The sequence below is a fragment of the Rhizobium sp. 05L429 genome, from assembly GCF_056397645.1.
The window spans coordinates 106,829-129,902 of the sequence record NZ_JBFTNV010000012.1; the positions used below are offsets into that span (position 1 = coordinate 106,829).

At 60.5% G+C, this 23,074-nt stretch carries 17 protein-coding genes; 9 read left to right on the forward strand and 8 right to left on the reverse strand.

Going from position 1 to position 23,074, the window contains the following annotated elements; all coding sequences use genetic code 11:
* Window positions 1-20: 20 nt before the first annotated feature.
* A complete protein-coding gene (locus AC1DNW_RS15040) occupies window positions 21-593 on the reverse strand; it encodes a single-stranded DNA-binding protein (RefSeq protein WP_113295551.1) in 573 nt (190 codons plus the stop codon).
* A 256-nt stretch (window positions 594-849) separates the two neighbouring features.
* Here AC1DNW_RS15040 and uvrA point away from each other — a divergent pair, with 256 nt between their 5' ends.
* The 3 genes from uvrA to AC1DNW_RS15055 are packed head-to-tail and all read left to right on the forward strand — an operon-like array spanning window position 850 to window position 5,081.
* A complete protein-coding gene (uvrA, locus tag AC1DNW_RS15045; protein ID WP_477853333.1) occupies window positions 850-3,774 on the forward strand; it encodes an excinuclease ABC subunit UvrA in 2,925 nt (974 codons plus the stop codon).
* On the forward strand, window positions 3,771-4,250 hold the full coding sequence (locus AC1DNW_RS15050; RefSeq protein ID WP_113310100.1) for a GNAT family N-acetyltransferase: 480 nt from the start codon (window positions 3,771-3,773) through the stop codon (window positions 4,248-4,250). The genes uvrA and AC1DNW_RS15050 overlap by 4 nt, the downstream gene beginning before the upstream one ends.
* A gap of 24 nt (window positions 4,251-4,274) precedes the next feature.
* Window positions 4,275-5,081 (forward strand): DUF72 domain-containing protein, encoded by an 807-nt coding sequence (locus AC1DNW_RS15055; RefSeq protein WP_113310101.1) that lies wholly within the window; start codon window positions 4,275-4,277, stop codon window positions 5,079-5,081.
* 4 nt (window positions 5,082-5,085) lie between these two features.
* On the opposite strand, the gene AC1DNW_RS15060 is transcribed toward AC1DNW_RS15055, so the two are convergent.
* Complete coding sequence (locus tag AC1DNW_RS15060; protein ID WP_113310102.1) at window positions 5,086-6,558, reverse strand: NAD(P)H-hydrate dehydratase; 1,473 nt, start codon at window positions 6,556-6,558, stop codon at window positions 5,086-5,088.
* Between the two features lie 344 nt (window positions 6,559-6,902).
* On the opposite strand from AC1DNW_RS15060, the gene AC1DNW_RS15065 reads away from it, so the two are divergent.
* From AC1DNW_RS15065 to hspQ, 3 genes are all read left to right on the forward strand, one after another.
* Window positions 6,903-7,241, forward strand: a complete 339-nt coding sequence (locus AC1DNW_RS15065) for a P-II family nitrogen regulator (RefSeq protein WP_003539626.1) — start codon at window positions 6,903-6,905, stop codon at window positions 7,239-7,241.
* A 79-nt stretch (window positions 7,242-7,320) separates the two neighbouring features.
* Window positions 7,321-8,730, forward strand: a complete 1,410-nt coding sequence (glnA, locus tag AC1DNW_RS15070; protein ID WP_003559365.1) for a type I glutamate--ammonia ligase — start codon at window positions 7,321-7,323, stop codon at window positions 8,728-8,730.
* 154 nt (window positions 8,731-8,884) lie between these two features.
* Window positions 8,885-9,214, forward strand: coding sequence for a heat shock protein HspQ (hspQ, locus tag AC1DNW_RS15075; RefSeq protein WP_113295556.1), 330 nt, complete (start codon window positions 8,885-8,887; stop codon window positions 9,212-9,214).
* A 109-nt stretch (window positions 9,215-9,323) separates the two neighbouring features.
* Here the strand turns inward: hspQ and AC1DNW_RS15080 are convergent, their stop codons facing one another.
* A complete protein-coding gene (locus AC1DNW_RS15080) occupies window positions 9,324-9,995 on the reverse strand; it encodes an invasion associated locus B family protein (RefSeq protein WP_477853336.1) in 672 nt (223 codons plus the stop codon).
* A 285-nt stretch (window positions 9,996-10,280) separates the two neighbouring features.
* On the opposite strand from AC1DNW_RS15080, the gene AC1DNW_RS15085 reads away from it, so the two are divergent.
* Window positions 10,281-12,083, forward strand: coding sequence for an extracellular solute-binding protein (locus AC1DNW_RS15085; protein WP_113310103.1), 1,803 nt, complete (start codon window positions 10,281-10,283; stop codon window positions 12,081-12,083).
* A 126-nt stretch (window positions 12,084-12,209) separates the two neighbouring features.
* A complete protein-coding gene (locus tag AC1DNW_RS15090) occupies window positions 12,210-12,881 on the forward strand; it encodes a DsbA family oxidoreductase (protein WP_113310104.1) in 672 nt (223 codons plus the stop codon).
* Window positions 12,882-12,941: 60 nt separating this feature from the next.
* On the opposite strand, the gene mfd is transcribed toward AC1DNW_RS15090, so the two are convergent.
* Window positions 12,942-16,448, reverse strand: coding sequence for a transcription-repair coupling factor (gene mfd / locus AC1DNW_RS15095; protein WP_477853338.1), 3,507 nt, complete (start codon window positions 16,446-16,448; stop codon window positions 12,942-12,944).
* Window positions 16,445-16,747, reverse strand: coding sequence for an FAD assembly factor SdhE (locus AC1DNW_RS15100; protein ID WP_113295561.1), 303 nt, complete (start codon window positions 16,745-16,747; stop codon window positions 16,445-16,447). Before AC1DNW_RS15100 ends, mfd begins: the two co-directional genes overlap by 4 nt.
* Window positions 16,748-16,841: 94 nt before the next feature.
* Between AC1DNW_RS15100 and recG the strand changes: the two genes are divergently transcribed.
* On the forward strand, window positions 16,842-18,947 hold the full coding sequence (gene recG, locus AC1DNW_RS15105) for an ATP-dependent DNA helicase RecG (protein WP_113310106.1): 2,106 nt from the start codon (window positions 16,842-16,844) through the stop codon (window positions 18,945-18,947).
* Here the strand turns inward: recG and AC1DNW_RS15110 are convergent.
* The 3 genes from AC1DNW_RS15110 to glmU form a co-directional block, all read right to left on the reverse strand.
* The gene (locus tag AC1DNW_RS15110) at window positions 18,944-19,630 is read right to left on the reverse strand and encodes a DUF502 domain-containing protein (protein WP_113295563.1); all 687 of its coding nucleotides are present in this window, start codon (window positions 19,628-19,630) and stop codon (window positions 18,944-18,946) included. The two genes, recG and AC1DNW_RS15110, sit on opposite strands and share 4 nt — an antisense overlap.
* Before the next feature lie 123 nt (window positions 19,631-19,753).
* Window positions 19,754-21,580, reverse strand: coding sequence for a glutamine--fructose-6-phosphate transaminase (isomerizing) (gene glmS / locus AC1DNW_RS15115; protein WP_477853341.1), 1,827 nt, complete (start codon window positions 21,578-21,580; stop codon window positions 19,754-19,756).
* A 108-nt stretch (window positions 21,581-21,688) separates the two neighbouring features.
* Entirely contained in the window at window positions 21,689-23,050 is a 1,362-nt protein-coding gene (glmU, locus tag AC1DNW_RS15120; protein ID WP_477853342.1) for a bifunctional UDP-N-acetylglucosamine diphosphorylase/glucosamine-1-phosphate N-acetyltransferase GlmU, read from the reverse strand.
* Between the last annotated feature and the right edge of the window lie 24 nt (window positions 23,051-23,074).

Consider the following 23,074-nt stretch of genomic DNA (forward strand, 5'->3'; position numbering starts at 1 on the left):
AGACTACTGAACAAGACCGATCAAAACGGAATGTCGTCGTCGAGATCACGCGAGAAGTTGCCGCCGCCGGCACTACTACCGCCGCCGCTGCTTCCGCCACTACGTCCACCACCGCTACCGCTACGGCCACCGCCGGATGACTGCGCCGGCGCACCGTAATCGTCGCCATAACCGCCGCCACCGAAATCGTCGCCGCCACGGCCGCCGCCGAAGCCGGAGCCAGCACCGCCGCCCTCACCTCCGCGCCCGTCGAGCATCGTCAGCGTCGAATTGAAGCCCTGCAGCACGACTTCCGTCGAGTAGCGGTCGGCGCCAGTCTGGTCCTGCCACTTGCGGGTCTGCAGCGCGCCTTCGATATATAGCTTGGCGCCCTTCTTCACATATTGCTCGACGACCTTGCAGAGGCCTTCGTTGAAGACCACTACGGTGTGCCATTCTGTCTTTTCGCGGCGCTCGCCGGAATTGCGGTCGCGCCATGTTTCAGACGTCGCGATGCGGAGGTTGGCGATCGGCCGGCCATCCTGCGTGCGGCGGATTTCGGGGTCGGCGCCCACGTTTCCGATCAGAATTACCTTGTTCACACTGCCAGCCATATCATTTCACCTTACTGCCGCCCTGACCGGCGGCGTTCAAAACCATCGACATACTCTAAACCATAGAGGACAAGCGGTGCGCATCCAGCCCCGCTTAATCCACAAGGAATTTTGTTCTTTATTTGTTCTATTTATTCGCTATGATCCTGTCAACAGAATCGAAAACCTTTGTTGTTCCGGACATTCAGCCTCGACTCGCCCACCGGCATCACTACATAAGGGCTGTTATTCCCCCAAACGACTTGAAGCAGAGACGATGAGCGAACTGAAGACGATCTCCATCCGTGGCGCGCGTGAGCATAATCTGAAGGGCATCGACCTCGATCTGCCGCGCAACAAGCTCATCGTCATGACCGGCCTCTCCGGATCCGGCAAGTCCTCGCTTGCCTTCGACACGATCTATGCCGAGGGACAGCGCCGCTATGTCGAAAGCCTTTCGGCCTATGCGCGCCAGTTCCTGGAAATGATGCAGAAGCCCGATGTCGACCAGATCGACGGGCTGTCGCCGGCGATCTCGATCGAGCAGAAGACGACCTCGCGCAATCCACGCTCGACGGTCGGCACGGTTACGGAAATCTACGACTATATGCGCCTCTTGTTTGCGCGCGTCGGCGTTCCCTACTCGCCTGCGACGGGCCTGCCGATCGAAAGCCAGACGGTCAGCCAGATGGTCGATCGGGTGCTGGCTTTCGAGGAAGGCACGCGTCTTTATATATTGGCGCCGATGATCCGCGGACGTAAGGGCGAGTACAAGAAAGAGCTGGCGGAGCTCATGAAAAAGGGCTTCCAGCGCGTCAAGGTGGACGGCCAGTTCTACGAGATCGCCGATGCGCCTGTTCTCGACAAGAAGTACAAGCACGATATCGACATTGTCATCGACCGTATTGTCGTACGGCCGGATATGGCATCGCGCCTTGCCGACAGTTTCGAGACGGCGCTGAAGCTCGCCGACGGCCTTGCCGTTGCCGAATTCGCCGACAAGCCGCTTCCGCCCGAAGAAACCTCGGCCGGCGGCTCGGCCAACAAGTCGCTCAACGAGACGCATGAGCGTGTGCTGTTTTCGGAAAAGTTTGCCTGCCCGGTTTCCGGCTTCACCATTCCGGAGATCGAGCCACGGCTCTTTTCGTTCAACAATCCCTTCGGCGCCTGCCCGACCTGCGACGGTCTCGGCTCACAGCAGAAGATCGACCCTGATCTGATCGTGCCTGAGCCTGAGCGCACGCTGCGCGACGGCGCCATCGCGCCCTGGGCCAAGTCGACCTCGCCCTACTACAACCAGACGCTCGAAGCGCTCGGCAAGCATTTCGGCTTCAAGCTCGGCAGCCGCTGGAACGATCTCCCCGAAAAGGCCAGGGATGTCATCCTGAACGGCACCGAGGAGAAGATCGAATTCCATTATGCCGACGGCGCACGCACTTACACGACCTCGAAGAATTTCGAGGGCATCGTGCCCAATCTCGAACGGCGCTGGAAGGAAACKGATTCCGCCTGGGCGCGCGAGGATATTGAGCGCTTCATGTCGGCAGCCCCCTGCCCGTCCTGCAACGGCTATCGCCTGAAGCCTGAGGCGCTCGCCGTGAAAATCAACAAGCTGCATATCGGCGAAGTCACCCAGATGTCGATCCGCATCGCTCGCGACTGGTTCGAGACGCTGCCGGCGACCTTCAACGCCAAGCAGAATGAGATTGCCGTGCGGATTCTCAAGGAAATCCGCGACCGCTTGCGGTTCCTGAACGATGTAGGCCTCGAATATCTCAGCCTGTCACGCAATTCCGGTACGCTGTCAGGCGGTGAAAGCCAGCGTATCCGGCTTGCCTCGCAGATCGGCTCCGGCTTGACCGGCGTTCTCTATGTACTCGACGAGCCGTCGATCGGCCTGCACCAGCGCGACAATGCACGGCTTCTCGACACGCTGAAGCACCTGCGCGACATCGGCAACACGGTCATCGTCGTAGAGCATGACGAGGACGCGATCCTGACGGCCGACGATGTGGTCGATATCGGCCCGGCAGCCGGCGTGCATGGCGGCCAGGTAGTGGCGCATGGCACGCCGCAAGAAATCATGGCCAATCCGAAGTCGCTGACCGGGAAATATCTCTCCGGCGAACTTGGCGTGACCCTGCCCGACGAACGCCGCAAGCCGAAGAAGGGCAAGGAGATCAAGGTCGTCGGCGCCCGCGGCAACAATCTGAAGAATGTCACGGCGGCAATTCCGCTCGGCGTCTTTACGGCGGTGACGGGTGTTTCGGGCGGCGGCAAGTCCACCTTCCTGATCGAGACGCTTTACAAGTCGGCGGCGCGTCGCGTCATGGGTGCGCGTGAAATCCCTGCCGATCACGATCGCATCGATGGCTTTGAGCATATCGACAAGGTGATCGACATCGATCAGTCGCCGATCGGTCGCACGCCGCGTTCGAACCCGGCGACCTATACCGKCGCCTTCACACCGATCCGCGACTGGTTTGCCGGTCTGCCGGAGGCGAAAGCGCGCGGTTATCAGCCGGGCCGCTTCTCCTTCAACGTCAAGGGCGGCCGCTGCGAGGCATGCCAGGGCGACGGCGTCATCAAGATCGAGATGCATTTCCTGCCTGATGTCTACGTCACCTGCGACGTCTGCCACGGCAAGCGTTACAACCGCGAAACGCTCGACGTCACCTTCAAGGGCAAGTCGATTTCCGACGTGCTGGATATGACGGTGGAAGAAGGCGTCGAATTCTTCACCGCGGTCCCGGCGGTACGTGACAAGCTGCAGTCACTTTTCGATGTCGGCCTCGGTTACATCAAGGTCGGCCAGCAGGCCAATACGCTGTCGGGCGGCGAGGCGCAGCGCGTCAAGCTCGCCAAGGAATTGTCGAAGCGTTCGACGGGCCGCACACTTTATATTCTCGACGAGCCGACCACCGGCCTGCACTTCCATGACGTCGCCAAGCTTCTGGAGATGCTGCACGAATTGGTCAATCAAGGCAATTCTGTCGTGGTCATCGAGCACAATCTCGAGGTCATCAAGACGGCCGACTGGATCMTCGATTTCGGTCCTGAGGGCGGCGACGGTGGTGGCGAGATCGTGGCCGTCGGCACACCCGAGACGATCGTCAAGGAGAAGCGCTCCTATACCGGCCATTTCCTCAAGGAGTTGCTGGAGCGGCGGCCGGTCAAGAAGACGGTCGCAGCAGCGGAATGACGATGCGGCTCGCCACGATTGCGGAACTGCCTGCGGTCGTGGCGCTGACATCGGCTGCCTATCAGCCCTACACCGATCTTTTCGGCTATCCGCCGATCCCGGTGACGGAAGATTATGTGCCGCGCATCGAGCGAGGCGAGGTCTGGCTGCGGGAGGCGGACCGCGCGGTGGTGGGACTTTCCGTCATCGAGCGCCACGCCGACCACGTGATGCTTTTCAGTATCGCGGTATCGCCTGACGCTCAGAAGGCGGGACATGGCGTGGCCATGCTGCGCTGGCTGGAAGACAAGTCGCGGGAATGGGCCGTGACGGAGATCCGGCTTTATACAAATGCGCGCATGGAGCGGAACATTGCGCTCTATTGCGCCTTCGGTTTTCAGGAAACGGGTCGCCGGCCCAATCCCTATCGGCCAGGATGGACCATCGTCGACATGGCAAAGACGGTCGACGGGTCAAAGAAGGTTGGCGTGATCTAGGGGATCAAAAGCGAGGAGGAACAGATGAGCAAATCGGGCACGATCCGCGTGGGTATCGGCGGCTGGACTTTCGAACCGTGGCGCGGCCATTTCTTTCCGGCCGACCTCAAGCAGAAGGACGAGCTGAACTATGCCAGCCGCCAGCTTAAGGTTATCGAGGTCAACGGCACCTATTACAGCACGCAGAAGCCGGCAGTCTTCGCTAAATGGGCCGCCGACGTGCCTGACGGTTTCATCTTTTCGCTGAAGGCAACGCGTTACACCACAAACCGGAGGGTGCTTGCCGAAGCCTGGGAGTCGATGGAGAAATTCCTGTCGTCGGGTATCAGCGAACTCGGCGATCATCTCGGCCCTCTGCTCTGGCAGTTCGCACCGACGAAGAAATTCGAGCCCGATGATTTCGAAGCCTTCCTGAAGCTGCTGCCGGAAAAGCAGGACGGGCTGAAGCTGCGCCATGTCGTGGAGGTCCGCCACGACTCCTTCAAGGTGCCGGAATTCGTGGCACTTCTTGAGAAATACGGCGTGGCGCCCGTCTGCGCCGAGCATTTCGACTATCCGATGATTGCCGACGTGACGGCGGATTTCGTCTATACCCGGCTGCAGAAGGGATCGGACGATATTCCGACCTGCTATCCGGAAAAAGAGCTGGAGGACTGGACCAAGCGGCTTCAGATATGGGCCGAAGGCAAGGTTCCCGACGATCTGCCGCTGATCGACAAGGACAGGAAGGTCAAGGTCGAACCGCGCGACGTCTTTGCCTTCATGATCCATGAGGGCAAGGTCAATGCGCCGCATGGGGCAATCGCCCTGCAGAAACACGCTGACGGCTGATCGCTCAAAARGGCAGCGCGTGCGCGGCGAGATCTTCGGCCGTCAGCCCCTTGCCGGCGCGCTGCCCCGCCTCTCCGTGCAGCCAGACGCCGGCAGCTGCTGCCTCGAAGGCCGGCAGGCCCTGGGCGAGCAGGCCGCCGATGATGCCCGCAAGTACATCGCCCGAGCCGGCGGTCGCGAGCCAGGCCGGTGCATTGGTATTGATCAGCGCCCGGCCGTCCGGCGAGGCGATGACGGTATCGGCGCCCTTGTAGATGACTGCTGCGTTGGCGCGACGAGCAGCGGCAAGCGCCTTGTCCACCTTGCCTGCCTTCTTGTCGGCGGCGATATCGGGAAAGAGGCGGGCGAACTCGCCGTCATGCGGCGTCAGTACAAGGCGCGGTTCTCCTGCGAACAGCTCGAAAAGCACCTTCGGATCATCCTTGAAGGAACTGATGCCGTCGGCATCGAGAATGAGATGGCGGTCGCACAACAGGGACACAAAATCGCGGGCCTTCTTTCCGATACCGAAACCGGGGCCGAGAACGAAGGTCTGGAGGCGCGCATCCCCGAGCCAATCCTCCAATGCAGCCGCATCGTCGATGGCGTGCAGCATGATGGCAGTCAGGTGAGCGCCGTTGGCGGCAAGAGCTTCAGTCGGCGCCGCTATGGTCACCAGCCCTGCCCCAGCCTTCAGGCCCGCCATGGCCGACATGCGGGCTGCCCCTGTCTTGCTCGCCTCTCCTGAAAACACGACGAGATGGCCGCGCTTGTATTTGTGTGTCTCCAGCCGTTCGGCAGGCATGGCGGCGCGCCAGGCAGCGGGCGTGTTCTCGGCTACGAGGCCGCTCGTCTGCGCCCTGATGATACGTCCTGGAATACCGATATCGAAGACTTCCAGCTCTCCGCAGAGCTCCCTGCCCGGCATCAGCAGATGGCCGGGTTTGCGAGTCATGAAAGTCACGGTATGTGCCGCGCGGAAGGCAGCGCCGAGCACGCTGCCGGTGCGCCCGTCGAGACCGGATGGCAGGTCAATGGCGATGACGGGAATTTTGGCAGCGTCGATCTTGCCAATCAGATGAGCCACATCGGCCGGAACATCGCGCGCGAGGCCGGCCCCGAAGAGACCATCGATAACAATATCGCCTAGTTGCGGATCATAGTCGCCGATATCCAGTCCCTTCCGCGTACAGGCAGCCCTCGCCCGAGCTGCGTTACCCTTCAGCCTGGCCGGATCGCCGAGATGGAAGATCTCCGTCCGCGCACCGCTCTCCAGCATGAGCCGGGCGACGACATAGCCGTCGCCACCATTGTTGCCGGGACCGCAGAGGACGGCAAAGCGCGAGGCGCCCGGATAAAGGCGCAAAGCCGCAGCCGCGACCGCGGCCCCCGCCTTCTCCATCAGGCCATAGGAATCGATTCCGGATTCGGCGGCGGCCTTATCGGCTGCAGCCATTTCGACAGGCGCCAGGAGGAGATCGGAAAGATGTTTGCTCATGCCCCCATTCAATTGAAAAAGCGCCTAAAAAACAACCGCATCATTGCCAAAACAAAAGAACGAATTTTGAGCATTTGCCTGTTTTTTCATCGACTCGAATTGCACCTTACAAAATCGAGGACAGCAGGATTTTTTTGAATTTCGCGGGATTTTTATCATAAATGCGGTCTTGTTCACTTGGTTTTTCATTAAAACGACACGGAAACTCAGGCAAACAGGGCTGCACGCATAAAATTCCGCGATTTTTTGAGCAAGACGGATTTCAAACTGGCACGATATCTGCATCATATCCCGCGAGCGGGACAGTTCCTGCTTTAACGGGAGAAGCGGAGAGACATTTTCTCATGAAAAAGATCGAAGCGATCATTAAGCCTTTCAAGTTGGACGAAGTGAAGGAAGCCCTTCAGGAAGTCGGACTGCAGGGTATCACCGTCACGGAAGCGAAGGGCTTCGGTCGCCAGAAGGGCCATACCGAACTCTACCGCGGCGCCGAATATGTCGTCGATTTCCTGCCGAAGGTGAAGGTTGAGGTCGTGCTCGCAGATGAAAACGCGGAAGCCGTCATCGACGCGATCCGCAAGGCCGCGCAGACGGGGCGCATCGGCGACGGAAAGATTTTCGTTTCCAACGTCGAAGAGGTCATCCGCATCCGTACCGGTGAAACCGGTATCGATGCCATCTGATCAGCTTTGCCTTTCGACGAAGCTCACCCATCCTCATCGCACATAACGTAACGTCATCACAAAACAGAGGAAGCATCTAATGGCGACCGCTAGCGAAATCCTGAAGCAGATCAAGGAAAACGACGTAAAGTTCGTCGACCTGCGCTTTACCGACCCCAAGGGCAAGCTGCAGCACGTAACGATGGACGTCGTCTGCGTCGATGAAGACATGTTCGCCGATGGCGTCATGTTCGACGGTTCCTCGATCGGCGGCTGGAAGGCCATCAACGAGTCCGACATGGTGCTGATGCCAGACACCGAAACGGTGCATATGGATCCGTTCTTTGCCCAGTCGACAATGGTCATCGTCTGCGACATCCTCGACCCGGTTTCCGGCGAAGCCTATAACCGCGATCCGCGCGGCACCGCCAAGAAGGCCGAAGCCTATCTGAAGGCCTCCGGCATCGGCGACACGATCTTCGTCGGCCCGGAAGCTGAATTCTTCGTCTTCGACGACGTCAAGTACAAGGCCGATCCCTACAATACCGGCTTCAAGCTCGATTCCACCGAACTGCCGTCGAACGACGACACCGACTATGAAACCGGCAACCTCGGCCACCGTCCGCGCGTCAAGGGCGGCTATTTCCCGGTTCCGCCCGTCGACAGCGCCCAGGACATGCGTTCGGAAATGCTGACGGTTCTCTCCGAAATGGGCGTCGTCGTCGAAAAGCACCACCACGAAGTGGCTGCTGCCCAGCACGAACTCGGCATCAAGTTCGACACGCTCGTTCGCAACGCCGACAAGATGCAGATCTACAAGTATGTCGTCCATCAGGTCGCCAATGCCTATGGCAAGACGGCAACCTTCATGCCGAAGCCGATTTTCGGCGACAACGGCTCGGGCATGCACGTCCACCAGTCGATCTGGAAGGGCGGCAAGCCGACTTTCGCCGGCGACGAATATGCAGGCCTTTCGGAAAGCTGCCTCTACTATATCGGCGGCATCATCAAGCATGCCAAGGCGATCAACGCTTTCACCAACCCGTCGACGAACTCCTACAAGCGTCTCGTCCCGGGTTACGAAGCACCGGTACTGCTCGCCTATTCCGCGCGCAACCGCTCGGCTTCCTGCCGCATTCCGTTCGGCACCAACCCGAAGGCAAAGCGCGTCGAAGTCCGCTTCCCGGATCCGACCGCCAATCCCTACCTCGCCTTCGCTGCCATGCTGATGGCAGGCCTCGACGGCATCAAGAACAAGATCCATCCCGGCAAGGCCATGGACAAGGACCTCTACGACCTGCCGCCGAAGGAACTGAAGAAGATTCCGACCGTCTGCGGCTCTCTGCGCGAAGCGCTCGAAAGCCTCGACAAGGACCGCAAGTTCCTGACGGCCGGCGGCGTCTTCGACGACGACCAGATCGACGCCTTCATCGAACTGAAGATGGCCGAAGTGATGCGCTTCGAAATGACGCCGCATCCGGTCGAATACGACATGTACTACTCGGCATAAGACAGGAAATGGAAGCCCCGGTTCGCCGGGGCTTTTTTCGATCCGGAGGCCACAGAGGTCGATGGGCAGATGACAATCATGTGACGCAATCCCGCAAAAAATCTTGATTTGTGGGGGACCGATCACCAAATCAGGTGAGAAAGGAAGTCGTACCATGAAAGAAAAACTAGCAAAGTTCAGTATAGGCGAAGTGGTCCGGCACAAGGTTTTCCCGTTTCGCGGCGTCATCTTCGACGTTGATCCAGAGTTCGCGAATACGGAAGAGTGGTGGAATTCCATTCCCGCGGAAGTCCGCCCCAGCAAGGACCAGCCGTTCTACCATCTGCTTGCGGAGAACGACGACAGTGAGTATGTCGCCTATGTTTCCGAGCAGAACCTGATGAGCGACGAAAGCGATACTCCGCTTCGCAATCCGCAGGTCGAGCAGATCTTCGACCGCAGCCCGACAGGCCAGTTCAAACCCAAGATGAGCTTCGCCCACTAAGTCGGATGACATAACCTCAATAACAAGGCCCCGCATCGCGGGGCCTTTTCTTTGGCAACAAAAAACCCGGCCTGAAGCCGGGTTTTCCGCGAATTCCTGAAAGTCCCGATTACTGGGCCTTTGCTGMCTTCTGGGCGTCTTCCAGCTTCTTGCGGGCTTCTTCAGCCTTCTTCTGCATGCTGTCCTGCAGGCTGCGCTGGCTTTCGGCAAGCTTCGATTCGGACACCGGTTCGCCGTCATAAGCGCCGGTGAAGCCTTCGAGCGAAACCTTGATCGGGTTCGGAGCGCGGCGGAAGTTGATCGAGGTGAAGACCACGTCGCTGCCCTTCTTGAGGCTTGCGATCATGGCGTCCGTCAGCGGGATTTCAGCCGTGCACTTGTCCGGCAGGCAGACGGCGTAGTCGAGCTTCTGGCCCTTGCCGCCGTCGATCTGCATCGCGATGCCCGGGGGGATCAGGCGTGCGGCCGGAACCGAGACCTGAAGGATCTTGCGATTGATCTTGCCGGAAACCGAGATCAGGCCAACGGCCGTGACGAGCTGGCCGCCGTTTGCGAGAACCAGGTTCTGAACAACGCAGATGTCGTTGTCTTCCTGCTTGCTGCAGGTCTTGTACCAGCCGAGGCGCGGTGCACCGACGGCCTGTGCGGGAGCGTCAGCCGACGCTGCCGGAGCCTGGGCCGCCGCATCCTGTGCGAAGGACGAGACCGGAGCCGAAGCGCCGAAAACCACTGCCATAACGGACAGTGCTGCCCGCATTTTCTTTTCAGACTTGAACATCATAACGAATTCCGTCTCCTGATATCCGTTGCGGGGCTACGTTCGGCCGCCCCAACCACCGGGTCGTTCGGCACTCCACCTCTTAAAAAAATAAGGCAAATGCATGACCCCAAAACTTCGGGTCACGTGTTACATCGCAGCGTTGAAGATATCCAGCATTTCTTTGGCAATTTCGCGGGCATTTTGGCACATAGGTAAAGAAAGCGGCGGTCGCGGTTGGAATTGCGTGCTCTCATGCTACCCTTCCGGCGAATCGTGCCCATTGCCGTGCATCAAGGAATTTCAGCAATGCTCCGGATCGCCATTCTCGCCGCTTTCATCCTTGTCGCCGGTGCCGTCGCCGCGGACCCAGTGCATGGTATCGCCATGCACGGTGCGCCGGCGTTGCCTGCCGATTACAAGAACTTCCCTTACGTCAATCCCGACGTGAAAAAGGGCGGGAAAATCACCTATGGCGTGGTCGGCACATTCGACAACCTGAATCCCTTCATCATCAAGAGCAACCGGACAACGGCGCGTGGCATGTGGGACCCGCAGTTCGGCAATCTTGTCTATGAGGCGCTGCTGCAACGCTCCAGTGACGAGCCTTTCACGCTTTACGGCCTGCTGGCGGAAACTGTGGAATGGGACGAGGATCGCACCTTTCTTCAGTTCAATCTTAATCCAAGGGCCAAATGGTCGGATGGACAGCCTGTGACGCCGGAGGATGTCATCTTCTCCTTCGAGCTGCTACGCGACAAAGGTCGTCCGCCATTTTCCAGACGCCTCGATGTTGTTTCCAAGATGGAAAAGGTCGGCGAACACAGCGTGCGTTTCACCTTCAACGACAAGGCCGATCGCGAAACACCGCTGATCTTCGGCCTGTTTCCGGTCCTGCCGAAGCATGTGATCAATGCCGAAACATTCGATCGCACGACCCTGACGCCGCCTGTTGGATCCGGCCCCTATAAAGTGAAAAGCCTCAAGCCCGGCGAGAGCATCACATACGAGCGTGATCCGAACTATTGGGGCAAGGATATTCCAGCCAAGGTCGGCATGGACAATTATGATCAGATCAGCGTGCAGTATTTCCTGCAGGATACGACACTGTTCGAGTCCTTCAAGAAAGGCGACATCGACCTTTACCTTGACGGCAATCCCGGGCACTGGGCCAATGCCTACGATTTCCCGGCCGCCACGTCAGGCTCCGTCCTGAAGGATGTGTTCGAGCCAAAACTGCCAAGCGGCATGCTGGGCTTCGTCTTCAATACGCGTCGGCCGATATTTGCTGACATCAAGGTGCGCGAGGGCCTGTCGCTGGTCTTCGACTTCGAATGGGCCAACAAGAATCTCTATTCCGATGCCTACAAACGCACGCAGAGCTTCTGGCAAAACTCTGACCTCTCAAGCTTCGGCGTGCCGGCGGATGCCAGTGAACTGGCGCTGCTTGGACCGATCAAGGACCATATCGATCCCGCCATTCTCGACGGCAGTTACAAGCTGCCGGTGACCGACGGCTCAGGACGCGACCGCAAGGTGCTGAAACAGGCGGTCGATATCCTCAAGGAAGCGGGATATACGATCAAGAACGGCAAGATGGTCGATGCAAGCGGCAAGCCGCTTGTCTTCGAGATCATGACGCAGAATCCCGACCAGGAAAAACTTGCTGTCGCCTATCAGCGCTCGCTGCAGACGATCGGCGTTGCAGCCTCGATCCGGACCGTTGACGATTCGCAGTATCAGAGCCGGACGAACACGTTCGACTACGACGTGATCATGAAGAGCTATACCTCGTCACTGTCGCCCGGCAACGAGCAGCTCGGTCGGTGGTCTTCGGCTGCACGTACGCGTGAAGGCACGGACAGCTTCGCCGGGGCCAACGATCCCAATCTCGATACGCTGATCGACCATCTCTTGCGGGCACGCTCTGCCGAGGATTTCACCGCATCCGTGCGCTCCTACGACCGGCTGCTGCTCTCCAACCATTATGTGCTGCCCCTATACCACGTCGACCAGCAATGGGTGGCGCGCAACAAGCGCATCGGCCATCCCGACGCCGTCCCGCTCTACGGCTATCAGCTGCAGACCTGGTGGGATACGAGCGCGCAGTAATCACATCATCAGGCGCACCGTTCTATTTCCTTTCTCTTGCCTCGGCCTTCCTCTAAAGATCGTCGAAAACATCTTCTATGCGATCGAGCCAACCGTCATTGAGGGATGGCAAAACAAGGAATCACAATGGAACGCATCACCATCGACGTTGTCTCCGATGTCGTCTGCCCCTGGTGCTATCTCGGCAAGGCGCGGTTGGAGCTGGCGATCGCCGAGGTGCAGGATGAAATCGGCGTCGATATCAATTGGCGCCCTTACCGCCTCAACCCGGATTATCCGCCCGAAGGCGTCGACCAGAAGAAGATGCTGGAGCAGAAACTCGGTGGCGCCGAACGCGTGGCTGAGGCGCACAAGATGCTGACCGGCTATGGCCGCGACGTCGGCATCAACTTCAATTTCGAGGCCATCAAGATCGGACCGAACACGCTCGACGCGCACCGGCTGATCCACTGGGCTGGTGTCGAGGACCGGCAGAAGCAGGAGGCAGTCGTCTCGGCGCTCTTCAAGGCCAATTTCGAGGAAGGCCGCAATGTCGGCGATCATGAAGTGCTGCTCGCTATTGCCGAGAAGGCAGGCCTGCAGCGCTCCGTCATTGCCGCCCTGTTCGCTTCGGACGCCGACGGCAGCGTCATCCTCTCGGAAATCGACGCAGCGCAGCGCATGGGCGTCAATGGCGTGCCGTTCTTCATCTTCGACCAGCAGTACGCCGTCAGCGGTGCTCAGACGCCGGATGTGCTGGCAGGCGCCCTCAGGGAAATTGCCGCAGCAAAGGCCGAAGCACGCGCCGGGATGAACTGACGCCGCCTGCCATCAGAACCACGCCTTCAGTCGGGCAGTCCGGTTTTCGCCGGGCTGCCCTTAGTTTTTCGCGAGTTCCGCAAGCTGCGTCATGATGACGGCTGCACCTTGCAGGCGCTTTTCCGGGGTCGGCAGGTCGCGTGTCAGGAACAGGCTGTGGTCGGGGCGGATCTTCGCCATCGCACCCTGCTTGCCGATATAACCGACGAGATTGGCCGGGTTCGGGAATTCCTTGTTGCGGAACTGCACGACGACGCCCTTTGGGCCGGCATCGAGCTTCTCGACATTGGCGGTACGGYAGAGCGACTTGATATAGACGATCTTCAGCAGGTGCTGGACCTCCACCGGCATTGGGCCGAAGCGGTCGATCATCTCGGCACCGAAGCCATCGATTTCCTTGAGCTCGGTCACTTCGCCGAGGCGGCGGTAGAGCGCCATGCGCAGGTGCAGGTCGGGCACGTAACCTTCCGGGATCATCACGGTCGTGCCGACGGATATCTGCGGCGACCAGCCGGTATCCTGGATCTCGTCGACACCCTTCACCTCGGCGACCGCCTCTTCCAGCATCTGCTGRTACAGCTCGAAACCGACTTCCTTGATGTGGCCGGATTGCTCCTCGCCGAGCAGGTTGCCGGCCCCGCGGATATCGAGGTCGTGGCTTGCGAGCTGGAAGCCAGCGCCGAGCGTATCCAGCGACTGCAACACCTTGAGGCGGCGCTCGGCGGTCGCCGTCAGCACCTTGTTGACCGGCAGCGTGAAGAGCGCGAAGGCGCGCACTTTCGAACGGCCGACACGACCGCGCAGCTGGTAGAGCTGCGCCAGGCCGAACATATCGGCGCGGTGGACGATCAGCGTATTGGCCGTCGGCACGTCGAGGCCGGATTCGACGATGGTGGTCGAGAGCAGGACATCGTAACGGCCCTCGTAGAAGGCATTCATGATGTCTTCCAGCTCGCCGGCCGGCATCTGGCCGTGGGCGACGGCGACCTTCAACTCCGGCACATCGGACTGCAGGAAGGCGTGCACATCCTCCAGATCGGCAAGGCGCGGGCAGACATAGAAGCTCTGGCCGCCGCGATAATGCTCACGCATCAACGTTTCGCGGATGACGAGGCTGTCAAAGGGCGAGATGAAGGTGCGCACCGCCATGCGGTCGACCGGCGGCGTGGTGATGAGCGAGAGTTCACGCACTCCCGTCATGGCAAGCTGCAGTGTACGCGGGATCGGCGTCGCCGAGAGCGTCAGCACATGCACGTCGCTTTTCAGCTCCTTCAGGCGCTCCTTATGCTTGACGCCGAAATGCTGCTCCTCATCGATGATCAGCAGGCCGAGATTGGCGAAGTTGATGCCGGCGCCGAGCAGCGCATGGGTGCCGACGACGATGTCAGTCTTGCCGTCGGCCACTTCCTTTTTCGTGAGCGCCAGATCCTTGGAGCCGACGAGGCGTGAGGCCTGCTGGATGCGGATAGGCAGACCACGGAAGCGCTCTGAAAAGGTCTTGAAATGCTGGCGGGAGAGCAGTGTGGTGGGCACGACGACGGCGACCTGAACGCCGTTCATGGCAGCGACGAAGGCGGCACGCAGTGCAACCTCGGTTTTGCCGAAGCCCACGTCGCCGCAGATGAGGCGATCCATCGGCCGGCCGGCGCCGAGATCGCCCCGCACAGCCTCGATGGCGTTTTCCTGATCTTCGGTTTCGTCATAGGGGAAACGGGCGGCAAATTCGTCGTAGAGCCCTTCCGGCGTCGTCAGAACCGGTGCATGGCGCGTCAGGCGCTCGGCGGCGATGCGGATCAGCGCATCGGCCATATCCAGCAGCCGTTTCTTGAGCTTGGCCTTGCGCATCTGCCATGCGCCACCGCCGAGCTTGTCGAGCTGCACTTCCGTGCCCTCGCCGCCGAACCGCGACAGGAGATCGATGTTTTCGACCGGCAGAAAGAGCTTGGCATCGTCGGCATATTGCAGCTCGAGGCAGGCATGCGGCGCACCGGCCGCCTCGATGGTGCGAAGGCCGACGAAACGGCCAATGCCGTGTTCGGCGTGGACGACAATCGAACCTTCGTCGAGGCCGGCGACTTCGGAGATGAAATCTGCCGCGCGTTTCCGGCGGCGGGAGCGGCGCACCATGCGGTCGCCGAGAATATCCTGTTCGCCGATGACGATGAGATCGCCAGACTCGAAACCGGATTCGAGGCTGAATACAGCCGCTGCCGCCTCACCCTTTGCCAGGCCGCCGAGATCCTTCAGCGCGGTGATCGGCTTGACCCGCTCGAGACCGTGTTCGTTCAGCACCTGTAGCAGGCGCTCGAGCGAACCCTCGGTCCAGGCGGTAATGACGACCTTTGCGCCGCCGGCGCGCTTGTCGGCAATATGTTTGACAACGACGTCGAAGACGTTGACGCGTTCGGCATCGCCGCCACCTTCGGCATTGGAGCGAGCCCAGCGCGGCCCCTGACGCGCATCGAGATTGACGACGCGGCGTGCCTCGCCCTCATGCTCGTTGAAAGGCGACACCCTGATAGCGTTGATCGCATCAAGCGTGTGCGCGAAGATCTTGCTGTCGAGATAGAGCTGGCCGGGGGAGACCGGCTTATAGGGCGTGCCCTGCGCCATCTGGCCCTTGGCCGGCTGGCCGGAATTCAGGCGTGCATCATAATAGTCGTAGACGAGCTTGGAGCGCTCTTCGGCCGCTTCACGCACCGTGTGATCGGTGACGACGCGGAAGCCGGAGAGGTAATCAAACACCGTATCCAGCTTCTCGTAGAAAAGCGGCAGCCAGTGTTCCATGCCTGGATAGCGGCGACCTTCGGAAACGGCCAGGTAGAGCGCATCGTCGCGGGTGGTGGCGCCAAAGGTGGAGAGGTAGTTCTTGCGGAAACGGCTGATCGTATCCGGCGTCAGCGTCACTTCGCTCATCGGATTGAGATCAAGGGAACGCACCTGGCCGATCGTGCGCTGGCTTGCCGGATCGAAACTGCGGATCGATTCCAGCGTATCGCCGAAGAAATCCAAGCGGACCGGTTCTTCCGAGCCAGGCACGAAGACATCGAGAATACCGCCGCGCACGGCATATTCGCCGACCTCGCGCACCGTTGCTACGCGTTCGAAGCCGTTGCGCTCCAGCCGGCCGGCGATATCCTCCATGCGCACCTGATTGCCGGGGCGCGCCGAGAAGGTCAGGCTTTCGATGATATCCTGCGGCGCCACCTTCTGCAGCATGGCATTGGCCGTCACCAGCACGATTGCCGCATGCGGCTTCTTGCGGTGTGCGATCAGGCCGGAAAGTGCCGCGAGGCGCCGTGCCGAGGTATCGGCGCTCGGCGAGACGCGGTCATAGGGAAGACAGTCCCAAGCCGGCAGCGTCAGAACCGGGATATCGGGAGCGACGAAGCCCAGCATCTGTTCCAGATCGGCCATGCGGTGACCGTCCGACAGCACATAGGCGACGGGTTCGCCGMTGCGGGCGAGCTCGGCAAGCAGCAGCGGCTCCATGCCCGCAGGCACGTTGCCGATCGTCAGCGGCTCGGCGGCGGCTGCGAGCTTCCTGGCATCAAAACCTGGGATCATTCCGGCTTCCTGGGGGTCTCGAAATCGGGTTTGTAGGCGGCAATGCGGGCAAACATGGGCGTCTGTAAATGCTCTGGCGTCGGCCAGGTTCCCATGATCCAGCGCACGAGGTCGTTGTCTTCTTCGGCCATGATCGTCTCGAACTCGTCGAGCTCGGCTTCGCTCATGGTGGGAAGTTCATTTTCGGCGAATTGGCCGAAGACAAGGTCCATCTCTCTGATGCCGCGATGCCAGCAGCGGAACAGAATCCGGCGGCGTCGGGGATCGAGACCGGCGCTCGTGAGCGTTACTCCTGTCATGGCATCACCTTCCTTGTTGATGCGCCTCTATAGACCCTCGAAAGCGGCTTGTCAGCCTTGCCAAGGCCCTATTGTTCATCGCATTTTGACGCCCATGCGCCCCGCCATTCTCGACCCGCTGTTTTCTCCCGTTTCGGGCCTTCCGGGCGTCGGCCCGAAGATCTCGGAGCTTTTCGTCAAGCTGCTCGGACGCGAGACACCGGACGATTGCCGGGTCATCGACCTGCTGTTCCACGCGCCCCATTCACTGATCGACCGGCGCAACCAGCCGGGGATCGCGCGCGCGCCACAAGGAGCGATCGTGACGATCACGGCGCGTGTCGACCGGCATCAGGCGCCGCCGCGCGGCAATCGCAACGTTCCCTACCGGGTCTTCCTGCATGACGAGACCGGCGAGCTGACGCTCGTCTTCTTCCGTGGTCAGGCGGCGTGGCTGGAAAAGCAGTTGCCGATCGACGAGGAAGTGACCGTCAGCGGCAAGGTCGACTGGTTCAACGGCCGCGCTTCGATGGTGCATCCGGACTATATCGTCAAGGCAAGCGAAGGCGAGAACCTGCCGCTGGTCGAGCCGATCTATCCGCTGACGGCGGGGCTTTCTCCGAAGACCCTGCGCAAGATCATCGAGGCGGCATTGCCGCGCATGCCGGAGCTGCCGGAATGGATCGATCTTGCGCTAGCCCAAAAGCAGGGCCTGCCATCCATCCGCGACAGCTTCCATATGCTGCACGAGCCGCGGGATACGTCTGATATAGATCCGCAGACCCCTTCCCGCCGCAGGCTTGCCTATGACGAGTTCCTCGCCGGCCAGCTGTCATTGGCGCTTGTGCGCCAGAGGCTGCGCAAGGTCGCCGGGCAGCCGGTCCACGCAACCGGAGACATCAGCGGCAAAATACTGCAGAGCTTGCCCTTTTCGCCGACGCGCAGCCAGACCGAAGCCGTTGCCGACGTCCTGCAGGATATGGCCGGCGAAGAGCGCATGCTGCGGCTGCTGCAGGGCGATGTCGGCTCCGGCAAGACGCTGGTGGCGCTGATGTCGATGGCGGCGGTGATCGAAAGTGGCGGACAGGCCGTGCTGATGGCGCCAACGGAAATCCTCGCTCGCCAGCATCATGCGACGATTTCGAAATTCGCGGCCGCAGCCGGTCTCGGCGTCGAAGTGCTGACCGGTCGTACAAAGGGCCGCGAGCGCGAGGATATTCTCGATCGCATTGCGTCCGGCGAAGCGCAGATCATTATCGGCACGCATGCGCTCTTCCAGGACAGCGTCAACTACAAGAACCTGATGCTGGCTGTCGTCGACGAGCAGCACCGTTTCGGCGTGCACCAGCGGCTGAGGCTGACGGCAAAGGGCATCTCACCGCATATGCTGGTCATGACGGCAACGCCGATCCCGCGCACATTGGTGCTGGCAGCCTTTGGCGACATGGACGTTTCGAAGCTCACCGAGAAGCCAGCCGGGCGAAAGCCTATCACCACTATCACCGTGCCGACCGAGCGGACCGGAGAGATTGTCGGCAGGCTGAAGAGCGCATTGTCGGAGGGCAAGAAGGCCTATTGGATCTGCCCGCTAGTCGAGGAATCCGAAGAAGTCGATCTGATGTCGGTGGAGGAGCGGCACGCGACGCTCGTCTCGGCGCTCGGCCCGGGCATCGGCCTCATTCACGGACGCATGAGCGGGCCTGAGAAGGATGCCATCATGCTCGCCTTCAAGAGCGGCGAATTGCGGCTGCTGGTGGCGACGACCGTCGTCGAAGTCGGCGTCGACGTGCCGGATGCAACGATCATGGTGATCGAACATGCCGAGCGCTTCGGGCTGGCGCAGCTGCACCAGCTTCGCGGCCGTGTCGGGCGTGGTGACGAGGCGTCCACCTGCATCCTGCTCTACAAAGGGCCGCTCGGCGAGACGGGTCACTCGCGGCTTTCCATCATGCGCGATACGGAAGACGGTTTCCGGATTGCCGAAGAAGATTTGAAACTGCGCGGCGAAGGCGAAATTCTCGGGACGCGACAGTCAGGCACGCCTGGGTTCCGTATCGCCAGTATCGAGGCACATGCTGATTTGCTGGAAATCGCCCGTAAGGATGCGGCCTATCTGATCGAGCGCGATCCGGACCTGACGAGCGAGCGTGGCGAGGCCGTGCGTACGTTGCTCTACCTCTTCCGCCGCGACGAAGCGATACGGTTCCTCAGGGCCGGCTAGTCAACCTTGGAAAGCACCATCGGCTTGGGTCGCACGACCGGAAGATGTTCCGGGGCGACGAGGCCGCCTGATATCAGGAACTTGGCCGCATCCTCCGGGCTCATGTCGAGCATGACGATCTTCTCGCGCGGCACGAAGATGAGGAAACCTGCCGTCGGCACGGGTGTAGGCGGCAAAAAGACGGTGACCATATCCTGCCCCATCGCATTGAATTTCGAAGCGATTTCGCCCTTGGCATCGGTAGCGATAAAGATAAGCGCCCAGAGACCTGGCCCCGGATATTCGATGAGGCCGACCTTCTTGAAGGAATTCGACTGCTCCTTCAGCACCGTCTCGAAGATTTGCTTCACGCTTCTGTAGACAGTGCGGACCAGCGGCATGCGTTGGACGACGGATTCGCCGAAACGAACGATGCTCTGGCCGATGAGGTTTTTGCCGAGGAAGCCGACGATGGTGATCAGGATCACCGCAGTCAGCAGGCCGAAACCGGGAATGGCGAAGTTCAGATAGCTCTCGGGATTCCAGCGCGCTGGAATATAGGGCCGCACCCAGCTGTCCGACCAATGGATGAAGGTCCAGGTCAACCAGATGGTGATTGCGATCGGTGCGCAGATGATCAGGCCGGCGAGAAAATTATTCCTCAGCCGCATTGCGACCGGCACTCGGGGAGCCTTCTCGGTCATCTTTTTTGATGAACTCCGTTTCAGTCTTCAGACAGGCCGGGTCACCGGCCTTCCCCCTGTGTCCGCAGGCACAAAACTGCCAGAATTCGCCTTTTCGCACAACAGGTTTCAGCCCCTCGGGACTTACTCCACAGTCACCGATTTTGCGAGGTTGCGCGGCTGGTCGACGTCCGTGCCCATGAAGACTGCCGTATGGTAGGCCAGCAACTGGATCGGCAGGGAGAAGATCATCGGTGCGATGATCTCATCGACATTGGGGAGGGTGATCGTCGCCATGGTCGGCAGCTTCGAAGCGGCGGCACCGGCCTCATCGGTGATGAAGATGATGCGGCCGCCGCGGGCTGCGACCTCCTGCATGTTGGAGACGGTCTTCTCGAAGAAGCGGTCATAGGGCGCGATGACGATAACGGGCATGTTCTCATCGATGAGCGCAATCGGCCCATGCTTCAGCTCGCCGKCGGCATAACCTTCCGCGTGGATGTAGGAGATTTCCTTGAGCTTCAGCGCGCCTTCCATGGCAAGCGGGAAGCTGGTGCCGCGGCCGAGATAGAGCACGTCCTTGCATTTGGAGAGTTCACGCGACAAAGCCTCCATCTGCGGCTGGATGAGATTGACGACGCGGCTCATGATGCGCGGCATTTCGGCCAGGTGGCGCACCATCGCCTTTTCGTCTTCGGCGCTGATCGTGCCGCGGGCGCGGCCGGCGCCGATTGCCAGCGATGCAAGCACGGCAAGCTGGCAGGTGAAGGCCTTGGTGGAGGCGACGCCGATTTCGGGCCCGGCCATGATCGGGAAGACGGCATCGGATTCGCGGGCGATGGTCGATTCCCGCACGTTCACGACGGCGCCGATCTTCAGGCCGTTTTCCTTGCAGTAACGGAGCGATGCCAGCGTATCGGCTGTTTCGCCCGACTGGGAAATGAAGAGGGCTGCCTGCGAGGGCTGCAGCGGCATTTCGCGATAGCGGAACTCCGAGGCGACGTCGATTTCGACCGGCAAGCGGGCGTAACGCTCGAACCAGTATTTGCCGATCAGGCCGGCGAGATAGGCTGTGCCGCAGGCGGAGATCGCAAGACCGGTCGCCGCCTTGAAATCGATGGCGGATGMGTTCGGGCTGATCGTATTGGCAGCGAAATCCACGTAATGGCTGAGCGCGTGGGAGATGACCTCCGGCTGCTCGTAGATTTCCTTTTCCATGAAATGGCGGTGATTGCCTTTGTCGACCACATAGGCGGTCGCCTGGGAAATCTGCCGCGGGCGCTTGACCACCTTGCCGGAGAAATCGAGCACGGTCGCGCTGTCGCGGGTGATGATCGCCCAGTCGCCGTCAACGAGATAGGTGATCTCGTTGGTGAAGGGCGACAGTGCGATGGCATCCGAGCCCAGGAACATTTCGCCTTTGCCGTAACCAATTGCAAGCGGCGGGCCGGAGCGGGCTGCCATGATCGTGTCGGCGTCGCTCTTCAGCATCACGGCCAGCGCATAGGCGCCGGTGACGCGGTTCAGCATCTTCAGCATGGCTTCGCGTGGCGACAGGCCCTCACGCAGATACTTGGCCATCAGGTGGGCGACGACTTCCGTATCGGTCTGGCTCTGGAAGACTGCGCCGTCGTGGCTCAGCTCGTCGCGCAGCTCGGAGAAATTCTCGATGATGCCGTTATGGACGACGGCGACGCCTTCGACGAAATGTGGATGGGCGTTGGTCTCGTTCGGCACGCCGTGGGTTGCCCAGCGTGTGTGGGCAATGCCGGTCGTTCCCGGCAGCGGCTCGCTGTCGAGGCGCTTTTCCAGATTGAAGAGCTTGCCCTCGGCGCGACGGCGATCCATGACGCCCTCATGGATGGTGGCGACGCCAGCGGAATCGTAACCGCGGTATTCCAGCCGCTTCAGCGCATCGACAAGACGGCCCGAAACCGGCGCATTTCCGACGATCCCAACAATTCCGCACATGCAAACTTCCCCTCGGGCTTCAATCTTGAGGCCACTCCTAGCGATTCTCGCTTATTTCTCAATTGGTACGGCGGTCACTTTCGGTTTCCGCCCGTTACGGAAGAAGGCTCAGGATTTGGCCTTCTTGGCCGCCTTGATGGCAAGCGCGCGTTCGCGCAGCAGCTTGGCCCGCTCAGGCTTGATCTCCTGCCGGGCACGGCCGAAAGCGAGCGCCTCGGCTGGTACGTCTGCGGTGATCACACTGCCGGAGGCGATATAGGCGTTGTCGCCGATCGTAACGGGGGCAACCAGCGAAGAGTTAGAGCCGATGAAGGCATCCTTGCCGATAACAGTCTCGAACTTGTTCACCCCGTCATAATTGCAGGTGATTGCGCCCGCGCCGATATTGGTGCCGGATCCGATGACGGCGTCGCCGATATAGGTCAGGTGGTTGACCTTGGCGCCCTCGCCAATCTTGCCGTTCTTGACTTCGCAGAAATTACCGACCTTGGAACCGGCCGAGAGATCGGCACCCGGACGCAGACGCGCAAATGGACCGACGGTCGCACCTTCGCTGACATGGGCGCCTTCGATATGCGAGAAGGCATGAATGACCGCTCCGCTATCGATGACGGCGCCCGGGCCGAAGACGACGTTCGGCTCGATCAGCGCATCCTGGCCGATGACCGTGTCGTAGGACAGAAAGACCGTTTCCGGGGCGATCATCGTCACGCCTGACAACATCAATTCGAGGCGACGGCGCTGCTGCCAGAAACGCTCGATGTCAGCCAGTTCGGCGCGGGTGTTGCAGCCGGTCATCTCGACTTCCGGCGCGTCGACGGCCGTGACGCGGCCGCCGAGCGAACGGGCGATCTCGACGAGGTCGGTCAGATAATATTCGCCCTTGGCATTGCTGTTGCCGATGCGCGACAGGAGATCGAGCGCCTTGCGGCCGTTGATCGCCATCAGGCCGCTGTTGCACCAGGTGACTGCGCGTTCGGCATCCGTCGCATCCTTTTCCTCGCGGATGGCAATCAACTCGCCGTCCTTGACGAGYAGGCGGCCATAGCCCGTCGGGCGATCCGTGTGGAAACCGATAACGACAATGTCACTGCCCTCGGCCAGCGCCTTGCGGGCTTCAAGCAACGGGCCGGCCGTCTGCAGCGGCACATCGCCATAGGTGACGAGGATATCGTCATAACCTCCAGCAATCGCCTCGCGGGCGGCGAGAACAGCGTGACCGGTGCCGAGGCGCTGTTCCTGCAGGTAGGATTCGATCTTCACGCCACCGATATCGGCAGCCTTCGCCACCTTTTCGGCATCGCGGCCGACAACCAGGGCGACGGAGGAAATTCCGGTCGCGGCCACCGCATCGACGACATGGGCGATCATCGGCCTGCCGGMGACCTCATGCAGCACTTTCGACTTTGCGGATTTCATTCGCGTGCTGTCGCCGGCGGCGAGAATGACGGCAAGGCAGGTGCGTTCCATGGCAGACTCCGAGAATCCATTGCT